The sequence below is a fragment of the Kitasatospora sp. GP30 genome (assembly GCF_029892145.1).
GTDB classification, from domain to species: domain Bacteria; phylum Actinomycetota; class Actinomycetes; order Streptomycetales; family Streptomycetaceae; genus Kitasatospora; species Kitasatospora acidiphila.
The window spans coordinates 174,120-187,887 of sequence record NZ_JARZAH010000003.1; the positions used below are offsets into that span (position 1 = coordinate 174,120).

Annotated in this window: 12 protein-coding genes; 5 read left to right on the top strand and 7 right to left on the bottom strand. The window is 72.5% G+C overall.

Going from position 1 to position 13,768, the window contains the following annotated elements; all coding sequences use genetic code 11:
- Position 1: 1 nt before the first annotated feature.
- Both P3T35_RS06550 and P3T35_RS06555 read right to left on the bottom strand, forming a co-directional pair.
- Entirely contained in the window at positions 2–1,534 is a 1,533-nt protein-coding gene (locus tag P3T35_RS06550) for an ABC transporter substrate-binding protein (protein WP_101379619.1), read from the bottom strand.
- Between the two features lie 29 nt (positions 1,535–1,563).
- The gene (locus tag P3T35_RS06555) at positions 1,564–3,657 is read right to left on the bottom strand and encodes a hypothetical protein (RefSeq protein ID WP_101379620.1); all 2,094 of its coding nucleotides are present in this window, start codon (positions 3,655–3,657) and stop codon (positions 1,564–1,566) included.
- 312 nt (positions 3,658–3,969) lie between these two features.
- Here P3T35_RS06555 and P3T35_RS06560 point away from each other — a divergent pair, with 312 nt between their 5' ends.
- Entirely contained in the window at positions 3,970–4,563 is a 594-nt protein-coding gene (locus tag P3T35_RS06560) for a choice-of-anchor C family protein (RefSeq protein ID WP_101379621.1), read from the top strand.
- A gap of 45 nt (positions 4,564–4,608) precedes the next feature.
- Here P3T35_RS06560 and P3T35_RS06565 read toward each other — a convergent pair whose 3' ends face one another.
- A complete protein-coding gene (locus tag P3T35_RS06565; protein WP_101379622.1) occupies positions 4,609–5,499 on the bottom strand; it encodes an NAD(P)-binding domain-containing protein in 891 nt (296 codons plus the stop codon).
- Positions 5,500–5,526: 27 nt separating this feature from the next.
- Between P3T35_RS06565 and P3T35_RS06570 the strand changes: the two genes are divergently transcribed.
- On the top strand, positions 5,527–5,877 hold the full coding sequence (locus tag P3T35_RS06570; RefSeq protein WP_101379623.1) for a helix-turn-helix domain-containing protein: 351 nt from the start codon (positions 5,527–5,529) through the stop codon (positions 5,875–5,877).
- Positions 5,878–6,074: 197 nt separating this feature from the next.
- Complete coding sequence (locus P3T35_RS06575) at positions 6,075–7,592, top strand: serine/threonine-protein kinase (RefSeq protein ID WP_218976658.1); 1,518 nt, start codon at positions 6,075–6,077, stop codon at positions 7,590–7,592.
- Positions 7,593–7,879: 287 nt separating this feature from the next.
- Here the strand turns inward: P3T35_RS06575 and P3T35_RS06580 are convergent, their stop codons facing one another.
- The 3 genes from P3T35_RS06580 to P3T35_RS06590 form a co-directional block, all read right to left on the bottom strand.
- A complete protein-coding gene (locus P3T35_RS06580) occupies positions 7,880–8,596 on the bottom strand; it encodes a hypothetical protein (RefSeq protein ID WP_101379624.1) in 717 nt (238 codons plus the stop codon).
- A gap of 3 nt (positions 8,597–8,599) precedes the next feature.
- Positions 8,600–10,549: a DUF4157 domain-containing protein gene (locus P3T35_RS06585; RefSeq protein ID WP_107503347.1), complete on the bottom strand. Its 1,950-nt coding sequence runs from the start codon at positions 10,547–10,549 to the stop codon at positions 8,600–8,602.
- A 227-nt stretch (positions 10,550–10,776) separates the two neighbouring features.
- Positions 10,777–11,652 (bottom strand): hypothetical protein, encoded by an 876-nt coding sequence (locus tag P3T35_RS06590; RefSeq protein ID WP_101379625.1) that lies wholly within the window; start codon positions 11,650–11,652, stop codon positions 10,777–10,779.
- A gap of 87 nt (positions 11,653–11,739) precedes the next feature.
- Here P3T35_RS06590 and P3T35_RS06595 point away from each other — a divergent pair, with 87 nt between their 5' ends.
- Together P3T35_RS06595 and P3T35_RS06600 are read left to right on the top strand one after the other, a co-directional pair.
- Positions 11,740–11,955, top strand: a complete 216-nt coding sequence (locus tag P3T35_RS06595) for a hypothetical protein (protein ID WP_101379626.1) — start codon at positions 11,740–11,742, stop codon at positions 11,953–11,955.
- 135 nt (positions 11,956–12,090) lie between these two features.
- On the top strand, positions 12,091–12,483 hold the full coding sequence (locus tag P3T35_RS06600) for a peptidase inhibitor family I36 protein (protein WP_101379627.1): 393 nt from the start codon (positions 12,091–12,093) through the stop codon (positions 12,481–12,483).
- Positions 12,484–12,556: 73 nt separating this feature from the next.
- Here the strand turns inward: P3T35_RS06600 and P3T35_RS06605 are convergent, their stop codons facing one another.
- Entirely contained in the window at positions 12,557–13,762 is a 1,206-nt protein-coding gene (locus P3T35_RS06605; protein ID WP_101379628.1) for a hypothetical protein, read from the bottom strand.
- Between the last annotated feature and the right edge of the window lie 6 nt (positions 13,763–13,768).

Consider the following 13,768-nt stretch of genomic DNA (forward strand, 5'->3'; position numbering starts at 1 on the left):
CCTACTGCGCCTGCGGCGGCTGGCCGGTACTGGACGACACGTCGAGCGCGACGACCTGCCCGTTCGGCTTGAACTCGACGATCGGTATCGCCTTGTTCACCGGATTGCCGTTGTTGTCGAGCGAGATCAGGCCGCTGGCCCCCTCGATCGCGGTCGGCCCGTAGAGGGCGGTGAGCATCTGGATGACGGTGGAGCCGGTGACCTGGTCGGGCGGGGTGCTGGCGGAGACGGCGGCCCGGATCGCCACCACGGCGGTCAGCAGCGCGTCATGGCCCATGATGGCCTGGCCGTCGAAGAGTTCCTCGTTGGAGAACTGCCGGGTGTACTCGCCGCCGGCGGTGAACGGCTCGATGGCGGCGGCCGAGTAGACCTGCGGCGCCAGCTTCCAGGCGTCCGGGTGCGCCAGGCCGGTGTACAGCAGCCGGATGTTGCCCACGCTCAGCGCCTTCTTCACCTCCTCCCTGCCCGCCGACTGCGTCACCTGTGATGCGTCGTCCCCCGCGATCACGATCAACTGCTGGTCGACGCACTGGCGTTGCGAGAGCGGCGCAAGGAACTGGGGCAGGTCGATGCCACGGCCGGCGAAGAACACCGCGGCCGGCCGGTTCTGGCACAGGCCGGCCATCTGGTTGGCGAAGTTGGTGGAGACGCCCTGCTCGCCGGAGTCGAAGACCATGTCGTGCGGCAGCAGTTGCGCATGGTAGTTCTTCTTGAACTGGTCGGCGAGCGAGCTGCTGTAGAGATCGCCCTTCACGGCGTCCCTGACCAGCTGGACCTTGGCGTCCGGCTTGTCCTTGAGGTACGACTGCAGGAACGCCCCGGCCGCGGCCGCCTCGTCGGAGTTGGGCGGTGACACCCGCACCAGGCCGTGCGTCGGGGTGAGTTCGTCCGCGGTGATCACCGAGCCGAAGGCGGCCAGGCCGTCCTGGGTGATCCGGTCGATGGTGCCCCTGGTGTCCGTGGTGCTGGTGCCCAGCCCCGCGACCGCGACGATGTGGTCCTGGGCGCGGTGCGCCTCGATCTGGCCGAGCGCGTAGTCCCGCTGCCCCTCGTCGTGTCCGGGATTCGCCAGCAGCAGCCGGATCTTCGGTGCGTCGCCGTTGGTGTTCCGGTGGTTGGCGAGGTACTGGGCGATGTAGGCGCCCTCGAGCTCGTGCCGGATCGAGTCGGCGGTGCTGGTGCCGTCCGCGCTGGGGACCGCGGGCAGCAGGTAGACCACGCCGACCCAGGGGGTGCTGCCGGTCGTCACCCCCTGGTTCTCGGTGGCGATCAGCCCGGAGACCTTCGTCAGGTCGGGGGTGAAGCTGAAGTGGCGGCTCCCGTCGGTCAGTCCGACGCACTCGTGGTCCGCGCCGCGCTTGGCCAGGCCCTCGCCGCAGCTGGTGCTCGCCGGGCGCAGCCCCACGTAGAGCCCGGTGCCGAGCAGCACGAGCGCCGCCCCCATCGCCGTGACCCCGGTGCGCCGCCGCCACCAGGGCTTCGGCGGGTCCCAGGGCTCCGGTTCGCTGAGGTCGTTCGAGGAAAGCGGTGTCATCGCGGTGGACCTCCAGACTGCTCACTGCTTCAGAACGAGTGGCTCTCGTAGCGGGCGGCCTCGGAGCGCAGCACGGCGCCGTTCGCGTCGGGGGTGTGCAGGGCGAGGTCCCGGAAGGAGGCGCTGATGGTGAAGTTGAGCTCCGGCCGGGCGCTGGGCAGCCGGTTGCGCGGGTCGACGGCCAGCCACAGCGCGGTGACCAGCAGGGCCAGCGCACGGTGCCGGTGGAAGGCCCCGGGGGCCAGTCGGCGGGCGAGTTGGTCGGCCCGGTGCGAGGCGGAGACCGTGGCGTCCACCGGCTCGCGCATCGGCGCCGCGGTGATCGCGTACAGCTCGTAGAGCCAGGCCTCGGTGGGCAGGCTGCTCAGGCCGGCCTCCAGGTGTGCGACGACCGACTCGACCTGCCCGAGCGAGAGTTGATGGGACAGCGCGCTCACCTGGTGGCCCTCGCGGTCGGCGTGCCAGTCGTACAGGCGCTGGTGTGCGGTGTCCCAGTCCGGATACGGGCCGTTCGGGCTGCGGGCGGCCAACTCCCGAAGCAGCAGCAGCCAGAGCCAGGGTTGCAGCATCAGGGTGTCGGGCAGCGGCTGCGGGTGGGCGGTGCGGCCGGTGGTCGGCAGATAGCCGGAGCCGCGGCCGCCCCGGGTGCCCGCGTCCTCGGTCAGCGACGGCACCAGCCACAGCCGCTCCGCAGTCTCCTCCAGCAGGGTCTCCCTGATCCGGTCCGAGAACCCGGTCAGCAGCGGGGAGTTGACCGCCGACTCGATGTCCCGCGAGGCCGCGCAGGTGGCCAGCGCCGCCAGTTGCTCCGCCTCCATGTCCTGCAGCAGGTAGCGCAGCGACTCCTGACGGAGCGTCAGCCTATTGTCATTCGCCGGCCTGGCGGTGGCCACCTCCGGACCGACCGGCCCGGAGTCCAGGATGCCGCGCAGCCGGTTGTCGGCGTCCTGCTGGTCGATCATGCGGGCGGCGGCCTGCTGCATCCGCAGCACGCTCCACGGGTGGCCGTAGGTCAGCCGGTGGACCAGCGGGGTGGCCTCCGGCAGCTGCGGGTCGATCGCGGCCGCGAGCCGCGACACCTGGCCCGCCGTCAGATCCGGTAGCTGGACGGCGTACCACCACCAGGAGGCGTCCGCCGGGAACTGCGGGATGCCGGACCGCCAGTCGGCGTACGACGCCTGGTGGGCGTCCCTGATCCGCAGCCCGGCCGGCCCCGGGTCGAACGGCCCCGGCACGGCCCGCGCGGTGGAGGCGGCGGCGACCGCCAGCAGCGGATCGCAGCCGCCGCCCTCGCGCTGCATCAGCGACTCCCGCACCTCCAGCAGCAGCGCCAGGAACCGGGCGCCGCCACCGCGGTCGATGTTGTCCAGCACCACCAGGCAGTTGCGCTCCCGGCCGGCGCCGCCGGGTCGGCGGTAGGCGGCCCGCAGATCGGCCAGGAACGCCTCGCAGAGCAGCCGGTCCACCCGGTTCTGGTCGGCGTGGTGCTCGCTCTTGCTCCGCTCGTTGAGGGCGACCAGGGCGTCCAGCGCGGGCTGGCCGCGGTCGCCGCCGTACCACTCCAGGCCGGCCCGGGAGGAGGCGTTCAGCAGCCGCGGGCCCAGCCCGCGCAGCAGCAGCGCGGCCATCAGCCCGGCCCCCGGCACCGGGATCACGCCGAAGTCGTTGAGCAGGCCGACGCCTTCGGAGAGCGCGTCGGCCAGCAGGCCGGCGCCGCGGGCCCGGGCCTCCCGCATCCGCTTCTCCAGTTGGCGGCGCGCCCGGTCCGGGCTGGTCACGTCCAGCCTCAGATCCGGGTCGACGGCCACCAGTCCGTGCGTCAGCCTGGGAAAGCGCGGCCCCTTGGGGCTGAGCGACAACCTGAACGCCAGCCGCGCCGCCACCTCGTGCGGGCGCAGCGTGCCGGCGGCGAAGTCGTGCCCGGCCTGCGGCGCGGTGGACGCGCGGTGCGCCAGGTAGCGCAGCACCGAGGTCTTGCCGCTGCCGTGCCGGCCGAGCAGGGCGAGCACCGGCAGCTCCCGGTCCGGCCGCCGCTCCCCCGACGTCCGGGCGCGCACCCAGCAGTCGCGCACCAGATCCTCGATGGCCTCGACGCCCAGCAGGCGTCTTGGTGTGTCGGGCACGCTGCCGTTCCCCTCCCCTCGAAGGTGATCACGCCGCATGGCGAGCACTCATGGTGCCATGAAGTCCCGCTTTCCGTCGGCGGATTGACCATGATCAGTACCGGACTGATACCTGGTGCGGGGGCGTGCCGGGCGGCACGAACGGGCGTGCACGTCCGAATTCACCACCCCATCCGGCCAAACCGGCGCTCGACGGCAGAGTGCGGCCTCCTCGCACCACTGCGCCCGTCTTGGCATCACCTCAGTTGAGGGTTGATGCTCTGCATGCGGCTGATCAACGGCCGCCCAGTGCCACACCCTGGGGAGGACCTCATGCAGTTCTCGCGCACCAGCACCACCCTCGCCGTCGCCGCCCTGCTGCTCGGCAGCGCCACCGCGCTGGCGGCCCCGGCCCAGGCCAGGACCCCCAGCCGCTTCGACGACGGCAGCTTCGAGTACCCGATCGCCCCCGCCAACTCGTTCACCGAGCCCGGCACCGGCCAGAGCATCGGCCCGTGGCAGATCACCAGCGGTAACGTCGACCTGATCGGCGCCGGCTTCTGGCAGGCCGCCGAGGGCGACCAGTCCGTCGACCTGAACGGCAGCACCGCGGGCACCATCGCCCAGACCTTCACCACCACCCCGGGCACCACCTACACGGTGACCTACTCCCTGGCCGGAAACCCGGCGGCCGGACCGACCGTCAAGACCGGCCACGCGGACATCGACGGCCAGGACTTCCAGGACTTCAGCTTCGACATCACCGGCAAGTCCACCACCACCATGGGCTACGTGGGCCGCCAGTTCACCTTCGTCGCCGCCAACTCCGCCACCACCCTCTCCTTCGCCAGCACCACCACCGGCTACGCGGGCCCGGTGGTCGACAACGTCCAGGTGCTGCCCTGCAAGCCGTGCCCGACCTGCTAGCCGCTTGCTGAAGGTGGGCCGGGCCGGCGGGGGCCCGGCCCACCTTCAGCACCGGCGGCCGAGCACCTCCGCGGTCCGCAGGAACCCGTCCGCGCCGTGCCCCAGCCCGATGGCGCGGCGGGCCATGCCCTCGGCGGCACGCATCACACCGGCGTCGATGCCGTGTTCCTCCGAGACGTGCACGACATGGGCCATCGATGACACCGCCGAGGTCATCGGGTTGCCCCCACCGGAGAAGGTGCCACCGTCCAGGTCCGCCGCGCCCTGCTCGAAGAGCGGCGGCAGGATCGCGCCGATGCCCTTCGCGAACGGCAGCAACTCCCGCGCGCCGATGCCTTCGGCCCGCGCGATCGCCATGGCGTGCGCATAACCCGCCATCGCGGTCCAGAAGATGTCGAGCAGCGCGATCTCGTAGGCCGCGGCGCGCCCGACCTCCTCGCCGAGGTGGGTCTGCGTCCCGCCCAGCGCCGCCAGGGTCGGCCGCAGCTCCTGGTGCAGCTCCGCCGGGCCCGCATAGTTGATCACTGCGGCAGGCGTGCCGATGGAGGTGGTCGGCGTCATGATCGCACCGTCCAGGTAGCGGATCCCCTGCTCGGCCGCCCACTTCGCCAACTCCCGGGCCCGGGCCGGGGTGTCGGCCGTCAGGTTGACCACCGTGCGGCCGCGCAGTGCGTCGGCCACCTCCGGCCGCCGCACGATGGCATCCACCGCATCGTCGTTCACCACGCAGACCACGATCAACTCGGCTGCCGCAGCCGCCTCTTCCGCCGATCCCGCAGCGGCCGCACCTCGGGCGGCCAACTCCCCGTCCCGGCCCGGCGTCCGGTTCCACACCGTGGTCCGCAGCCCCGCGTCGAGGAAGGCGCCGGCCAGTGCCCGCCCCATCGGCCCCAGGCCGAGCACCGTGACGGCAGACTGGTCAAGGATTTCGGACATGCTTCAACTCCCGTGTGAGGATGGACAGTGACGCGCAGTCGAGCTCAGGACCCGAATGTCTGCGGAGTGACCGCCGCGATCGCCGTGATCGACGGCAAGTGGAAGACCGTGCTGCTCTGGCTGCTGGAATCCGGCCCGCACCGCCCCGGCGAGCTGCGCCGGAAGCTGCCGGGCCTCAGCGAGAAGGTGCTGACGCAGGCGCTCCGCGAGATGGCCGAGGACGGCCTGGTGCACCGCGAGGTGCACGACGTGCTGCCGCTCAAGACCGTCTATTCGCTGACCGATTTCGGCCGCGACCTCGCCACCGCGCTGGCCCCGCTCTCCGACTGGGGCCACCGCCGCCTGGAGCAGCTCGCGGCCGCCCGACCTCCCCGTTGACGCACCATCACCTCGCGCTCCTCACGGGTCGGTCACCGACCGCGCACCTTCAGCCTCGCTCGCCGGTGATCACCTGCCAAGTACCCACAAAAAGGTGCCCACTCCACGTCGCCGGGGCCGCGCCCACCCCGGCGAGTGCGGTTGAATGGCTCACGCACAGCGGGGACCGACCGCCCCGCGGCGAACGGGGAGGCACGGTGCGGGTTCTGGCGGACCGTTACGAGCTGGTGGAGTTCATCGGCCGAGGCGGTATGGGTGAAGTCTGGGAGGGCCGGGACCAGGTGATCGGGCGCTCGGTGGCCGTCAAGCTGCTGCCGAAGCAGGAGAGCGCGGGCTCGGTGGACCTGTTCTTCCGGGAGGCCCGCACCGCGGGCGGCCTGAACCACCGCGGCGTGGTCACCGTGCACGACATCGGCCAGGACAAGGCCGACGGCACGCTGTTCCTGGTGATGGAGATGGTGACCGGGGGCAACCTGGCGGCCCGGCTGCGCGCGGACGGCCCGCCACCGGTCGCGACCGCGCTGGACTGGGCGGACCAGACGGCCGCCGCGCTGGGCGCCGCGCACCAGGCGGGCGTGGTGCACCGCGACCTCAAGCCGGCGAACCTGATGCTCACCGCCGTCGGCGAGGTCAAGGTGCTGGACTTCGGCATCGCCCGCTACATGGAGAGCACCAACCAGTCCAGCCAGGTGATGGGCACCCTCTCCTACATGGCCCCGGAGCGGTTCGACGGCGCCCCGGGGGACGCCCGCTGCGACCTGTACGCGCTGGGCTGCGTGCTGCACGAGTTCCTCACCGGCGCCCCGCCGTTCCAGGAGACCGGCCCGGTCGCCATGATGAACGCCCATCTGCGGCGCACCCCGGTCGCCCCGAGCGCGCTGCGCCCCGAGGTGCCGGCCGCCCTGGACGCCCTGGTGCTGCGGCTGCTCGCCAAGGACCCGGCCGACCGCCCCGCCTCGGCGGCGGAGGTCCAGGCCGAGCTGTGCAGGCTCGCCGGGGCGGCCGCTCCCGGCCCCGCCGCGCCGCCACCGGCCGCACCCGCTCCGGTGCCTGGTGGGCCGGCCGCGGCTCCGGTGGTGATGGCCGGCATCGTCAGCCAGCCGCCGGCCTTCGCTCTCCCGGGGTTCCCGCCGCCCGGGTTCTCACCGGCCACCGTCCCGCTCGGCGCGAAGAACGTCGCCGCGCCCGCCCACCGCGGTCCGCGCATCGCCGTCGCGGCGACCGGCGTGCTCTCGCTGGCGTCGCTGGCCCTGCCCATGGAGTCGCACCAGACGGTGGCCGACTCAGGCTTGGACATCCTGCTCGGCCACCTCCCCTTGGGCACGGCACAGTGGTCCTGGCTGCCCACCGCGGTACTGGCCGTGCTCACCGTCCTGGCGCTGGCCACGGCCTGGCCGCGGCGGTCCCGCCTCGGCACCGGCGTCTGCTGGGCGGCGATACCCGTCGGCCTGATCGCCACCGCCTGCCTGGTGGCGCTGGGCGGGCTGGCGACCACCATGCAGGACAGCTTCTGCCACAACATGTTCAGCGACGAGACGACGACTCCGACACCCGTGCAGCTCACGCTGACGCGCCGTTGCCTGGACTCGGCGGGCCTGGACTTCGGCTTCTACGTCACCACCACGGCTACCGTGCTGCTCGTCTGCGCCGGCCTGTGGGCGGTGGTAGAGAGCCTGCGCCACCGGCGGCGCCTGCGGACCTCGCTCACCCCGTGACACCCCGTCACCCGTCCGCTTGGACCTGCTGCTCGGCAAGACCTCCTGGGAGGAGGCGCCGTGGGTCTGGCCGCCCGCCGTGGCGATGGCGCTGCTCACCGTGCTGGCTCTGGCCTCGGCCTGGCCCCGCCGGTCCCGCCTCGGTACCGGCGTCTGCTGGGCGGCGATACCCGTCGGCGTGCTCGCCACCGCCACAGGTGAGGGCCCGTTCCACCAGGGCGCGCGGTTCCTCGTCACGGCGGATCACCGGGGGAGTCGCTCCTCCCCTCACGACGGTCCCGGGTCCGTCACGGGCCCGGCCACTCGCGGCAGCCCGGGCCGGCGTCGATGCGCAGGACGTGGACGAGGCCGGCGGGGGTGCCGTCGGTCCGCAGCGCCTGCCGGACCCCGGTGCGGATGCGGAGTTCGGGCGCGGACAGGGCGATGCCGAACAGGCCCGGGGAGAAGGCGGCGGTGATGTCCCGCAGGTCCGCTCCGCCGCGCTCCGCGGGCTCGCCGCGGAGCCGAGCGTGCAAGGCGGGGGCGAGCTGCGCGAGCAGCTCCCACGGGTCGTCGGTCGGCGGGCCGGCCAGCGGGCGGTGGAACGACACGCAGTGCAGGTGTCCCGGCTCGCCGCACGCCTGGACCTGACGGTCGTCCAACCGTGCCGCCAGCCAGTAGAAGCCGTGCCGTGGACGGTCCCAGGTCAGGCTCAGGCCGGGAGCCCCGTACTGCGCCCTGGTCTGCGGCGAGACCAGGGCGTCGTGCACGGACAGGGGGAGCGTCGCGCCGGAGCCGAACGTCCCGCCGAGCAGCTCGCCCAGTTCGGCGGCGGCCCGCTCCGGCACACCGGGAGCGTCGATCGGCGCGCCCTGCGGGGGCGGTACGACCAGCGCCGCCCCGCCGAGCAGGGCGCGCCGGGAGGGCAACGGCACGGGGGCGGGCGGCAGCAGGCCCGTCAGGCTGTAGCCGCCGACGGGGTGGTCGCCACCGATCACTTCGGTGGGGGCGAGGGGCCGGAGCATCGGTTATGACACCTGGATATCGAAGAGGGCGAGACCGCCCAGGTTGTCGAAGGGAGCCACACCGAACTGGTAGTTCCCGGGAGTTGTGGGGGTGCCGGTGATCAGGCCCGACGGGTCGAGGGCGAGCCCCGGGGGCAGGTGGCCGAGCGCCACCAGCAGCGCGGGGTCGGCGTACAGGCCGGTTGTCCCCGGCGGAACCGTCAGGACCCTGATCCCGCCGAAGTCGTTGGCGGTGATCCGGTCACCGTAGTCGCGGATGGTGAGCGAGACGGTCTCCACGTCGCGCATGATGGAGCCGACGTAGGGCTGCCCCACCGCGCCCGCCGGAAGCGGGAGGAGGGTGATGATGTCCCGGTAGGCCACCTGCAGCCCCTCGTGGGCGGCGCGGGCGTCGACGCCCTCCCGGTTGAGGGCGGCGTCGTGCAGCACCCCGTTGATCCGGGCGATGGCGTGGTAGGTGAAGTCCCAGCCCTGCATCCCCTGGTTCGGGTGGTACTGGGTGTCGGTGGCCCGTACGTCGGTCAGGGTGGTGTTGTCGAGGCGGTCGGTCACCCAGACGTTCTGGCCGCCGTACGAGAACCCGCCCCAGAACATGGCCGCGTTGGCGTGCAGGCCGATGGTCTGGGCCAGCAGGACGTGGAGGTTGCCGAAGTCCGTGCAGATGCCCACCCCGTCGCTGAGGACGGTCAGCGGGTCGTCGTTGATGGGGTCCGCTGGGTTGTAGTTGATCCTGGACCTGATCCCCTGGCGCAGCGCGGTCGCCACACCCTGGGCGTCGGCGTGGCCCGCCGCCATGGCCGTGGCCTCCCAGACCGCTTGGGCCCGTGCCTGCCCGGTCGTGGTGGGGGTGTCGAACAGGTGGTACACGAAGTGGAGCGAGGGGCCCGCATCCTGCGTGCCGGTCGCCCGGATGACCCGCCAGTCGACGCTGAGCATGTCGAGGCCGACGGCACCCTGGCCCGGTAGCCCGGCCAGGGGCACGGTGAAGGTGTGCTCGTCCGCCGCGAGGTCCACCTCCGCGGAGCGCCCCAGCTCGGTAGCGGGCGCCGTGCTGTCGAAGGCCGCGAGTGCGACCCTCTCACCGGGCGCGCCGAGGCCGGAGACCCGCACGGTGGCGCTCGGCACGTCCGTCATCAGGTGGGTGGTGTTGGAGAAGCCGGCAGTCGGCGTCCACCGGGTCGTGCCGTCGCCCGCCAGGGGCACGGCGTTCGCGAAGTCGATCTGCTGCACGGCGGGGCCCGCTGGGGCAACCGGAACCGGGGGGACGGCTGGGTTGCCCGGCGCGTTCATGCGTTGGATCCCGGCCGCCGCCGCGCCGCCGCTGCGCGGTAGGGGATCGTCGCCGGGGCCGGCGGTCGTGGGAGCCGCCCGGCTCATGACGCGCCTGGCGTTGGCCTCGGCTTCCTGTTCGAAACGGTCGGAGGGGTCGGATATCCGCAGGCCGCTACCGTTGTCGCTGCCCGCGACGGGGCCCTGGCGCTGCTGGATCACATGGGTGAGTTCATGGGCGAGGGTGTGCGCGTCCGCGCCGCCTTCGCCGATGACGACATGGCTGCCCGAGGTGTAGGCGCGGGCCCCGATCTCGGCGGCCGACTCCCGCGCCGCGGCGCCCTCATGGATGCGGACGTCGCCGAAGTCCGCGCCCAGCCGGAGCTCCATGTCGGCCCGGGTGGGCGGGTCCATGGGGCGACCGGGCGTGCGCAGCACGTTCTCGACGGCCGAGCGCTGCACGGGCGCGGCCTGCTCGGCCGTGCCGTGGCCCTGGTGGCTGTGCTGCCGCTGCACCTGGGGGTGTCCGGACCGGCGGAGCATCTGGACCACGGCGGCGTTGCCCGCCCTGGCCTGCAGCGCCAGCAGGCCGGTCGGTGGCCGCACCGCCTGCGCGGGAGCCGCCGGCGCCGTAGGACGGGCGCGCTCGACGTCGGGGGCTTTCGGCTGTGACGGCGTACGCATGACGTCCTCTCCGTGCGAATGACTACCTTCCATGCATACCCGCTCCCCCGCCTCAGGCCCAGGCAATGCGGGGGCAGAGTCGGGTGACCTGGCGGGCAGCAACGGGTACCTCGGCGACGGTCCGGCCACCTGGGCGGCATGCCGGCACGCCGGGGCGCCGGGCACGCCCGGCACGCAGGTTCACCCGTGAGCGGTGAAGCGGCGGCGGCCGAGGACCACGGCGACGGTCAGCGGCACGGCCGCGGCGGCGGCCAGCCCGAAGACCGTCCCGAACCGCCCGTCGGCCGCCGCTCCGCCGCCGAGCGCGGCGCCCAGCGCGCTGCCGGTGAACAGTGCGGCCACGTAGCAGGAGACCGCCGTGCTGTAGTCGTTAGCAAGCCGGGGCTGCCGCCGCTGCGCAGTCCCGGTTCGTGCAGTCCGTTCGTTCCGAGGTTGCCGGTGATGATGCCCTTTGCGTCGTGTGTGAACGACACGGTGACCACGTTCGTGTCGAGGGTGGCCAGTTCGACGGCTGGTGCGCCCGAATCCGGGCTCCACAGCCGGAGTTTGTGGTCATTCCCGCTGCCGAACGCGAGGGCCTTCCCGTCGGGGCTGAACGCCACGCACTGTGCCCAGTCCAGGTCGTTGTCGTTGCCGACGAGGCGCGACTTGAGCGTGTTGGTGACGGCGTCCCACAACAGCAACTGGCCTTCCCTGACGCCTGCGACCGTCCTGCCGTCGGGGCTGAGCGCCCGGAAGTCTCCCGCGTCCGGGGAGAGCGCGGAGGTGGCGGTACCGGTTGCGGCGTCCCAACACCGGACGTGGTTTGTCGTGTCAATCGTGCTGGCGACAAGGGTGTGGCCCGGGTCGAACGCCAGGACTTGGCGCTGCCTGATCTGTGTGGTGAGCGTGGCCGTGACGGTCCGGGTGGCGGTGTCCCAGATCTTGATGGTGCCGTTCTCGCAGCCCCCGGCCAGGAACTTTCCGTCGCGGCTGTACACGAGCGACAGCACGGGGCTGTCGGCGCCGGTGAGGTCGGTCCACTGCTTGGGGGCCTTGGCTGCCCCGCCGGTGGGAGTGGTGTTCGGCTTGGGGCTCTCGAATCCGCTGGAGGCGACGGTCATCACGGTGGTGAGGGTAGCTCCCTGGGCGGACGCACACTCTGGGATGAGAAGCTCTGATGCCGTCTCAGAAGCAAGTTCGAATCGGCGGTGGTACTGGGCGTGCTGGCGGTCGACCTCGGGACCAGCGCCTGCGGCACCGCACACGCCTCGAGTCCCATGCGGGCCGCACTGGCCCGCCGCTGCCTCAGCTCGGCGGGCCTGGACTTCGGCTTCTACGTCGCCGCCGCGGCCACCCTGCTCGTCGCCCGCGGTGGCCTGTGGGCGCTGGTCCAGCGGCTGCGCCACCGGCGCCGCACCGCCTGAGGGCACCGGGTCGTGCGTGTCCCCCGGAACGGTGACTGTCCGGGTGGACACCGTGTGCCTCCAGCGGGGGTCGGGCGGCTGTCACCAGGATGCAGGGCAAGGGGGACCCGCATTCCAGACAGGGAGCAAGCCTTGATGCGTCGGATCTCGTTCGTCCTCGGCACCGCCATGCTGGCCGGCCTGGCCGTCCTGCCCACCCAGACGGCCACGGCCGTCGAGCGCAGCGCGCGCGTCATCGCCGGGCAGGGCGCCGGCGCCTGCGCCGACGGGTTCGTCTGCCTGTACGAGAACTCCGGTCTCAACCAGCCCAGCGGCGGCCGGGTGCTGCTCACGGATGAGAGCATCGGCTGGCTGGGTGACTTCGGCTTCAACGACATCACGAGCTCGGTCTGCAACCACAGCGGCGTGCCCGCCACGCTCTACGCGGACAGCGGGATGCAGGGCGGCGCCATGGTGGTCTCCCCCGGCACCTGCGTGGACGTGCCGGCCTGGTTCAACGACATGGCCTCATCGATCCATCTGGACTGAGGCACCGTCTGACGGTGGATCGGGACGCAGCACCCGCCCCGCCGGATCACCGGATCCGGCGGGGCGGGGTGCGTCATGGTGTGAGCAGGCTCCGGACCGTGGCGGGCCAGCGGTCGGGGTCGGTGCCGTGCTGGCAGAAGAACGCATAGCCGAGGCGCTCCAGCCCGATGCCCACGCAGGCGGTGTGGGCGGGCTCGCCGCCGGGGAGGGTGATCCCGAAGGCCGTCCCGAAGGTGGCGCCGTGGATGTTGAAGGACCCGGCGGCCACCGTTCGCCCGCCCTCCACCGGCAGCCGCAGCTCGTACTTGAGTTCCATCATGCGCTGGGCCAGCACCCGTTCCGGTGTCAAGTCATTGCAGAAGAACGGGTCGTTGGCGACCTCGACCCGTCCGGCGAGGCCCAGCTCCTCGACCAGCCCGCAGGTGGCGGCCAGGAAGCCGCGACGCTGCTCGGCCACGGTGTCCCGGTCGCCGAGGAAGACGATCTCCCGGATGGTGAAGTCCCACAGCCGTTCCATGGCGTGGCGGTAGCGCGACTCATAGCGGAAGGACTTGCCCCGGGAGGTCACCACCGTTGGCTCCGGACCGAGTTGGCGACCCCGCCACTGGTGGTAGGTGTGGAAGCACATGGTGGGCGGCAGGCAGTAGCCCAGGTGCTCGCTGTGCCGGTCGATGTGCGCTGCCTCGTCCGGCGCACCGGCCAGACCGGTCACGAAAGCGTCGTAGGTGTCCACGTCCGGGCGGAAGTGGCTGGCCGTCATCAGGAACTGCGGGAAGGCGTCGAGGTAGCCGGCCTTCCGCAGGACCGAGGTCGGCACCAGGGTCGGGTAGCGGTAGCGGACGGCGCCGAAGCCGTCGACCGCCAGGGCGGCCAGCCGGCGGTCCAGGGCGGCCAGCGTGCTGGTGAGCAACTCCCCGGTCGCATAGAGGCCTTCGCCCATCTCGACCACCTCGCCGGCATCCTCAAGGGCGGCGAACACCCCCTCCCGGACCAGGCTCGGGTGCGGCGAGGTCCACACCACGCCGGCCTCCGAGAGTCGCTGCGACAGCACGTCCTTGGTCACCAGGGTGCCGAGCTTGCGGGCCAGTTCGGCGGGGTCCGCGGCGTCCGCGGTGCCGGCGGTGTCGGCGGTGCGCACTTCGACGGCGGTGATCTGCCCGGCTTCGTCGATCAGCGTGAAGTCCTCGATGGCGGGCGAGACGTAGTAGATCCGCTTGGCCAACTCCTCGGTGCGGGCGGCGGGTAGCGGTGCGGGCAGCGGGATGCGATGGGTGGGCACGGCACT